The sequence below is a fragment of the Stenotrophomonas sp. SrG genome (assembly GCF_050031795.1).
Taxonomy (GTDB): domain Bacteria; phylum Pseudomonadota; class Gammaproteobacteria; order Xanthomonadales; family Xanthomonadaceae; genus Stenotrophomonas; species Stenotrophomonas rhizophila_A.
This window is the reverse complement of sequence record NZ_JBNBBE010001610.1, coordinates 1-232: the sequence shown is the minus strand read 5'-3', so window position 1 is coordinate 232 and position 232 is coordinate 1. Positions and strand designations below refer to the sequence as shown.

The 232-nt window shown below is 62.1% G+C and carries 1 pseudogene; it reads right to left on the bottom strand.

Going from position 1 to position 232, the window contains the following annotated elements:
* Nucleotides 1-39: 39 nt before the first annotated feature.
* Nucleotides 40-232 (bottom strand): annotated as a pseudogene (locus ACQG3P_RS24805) (aldo/keto reductase); the annotation flags it as partial.

Genomic DNA, 232 nt, shown 5'->3' with positions numbered 1-232 from the left:
CTCAATCAGCGCCCGTTTATGCAGGTACGGATGCACCTAGATGTGGTTGGTCGAGATCGCATCGGCTCCGTCGATCGCGATCGCCTGGGGGGTGAGCTCGATGGTGAAATTGGAAATGCCGATCTGACGGGTCAGGCCTTCGGCCTTGTCCTGCGCCAGCGCGCCGAGGAATTCGGCCATCGGCACCGCGACGTACGGCGACGGCCAATGAATCAGGGTCAGGTCGCCATGG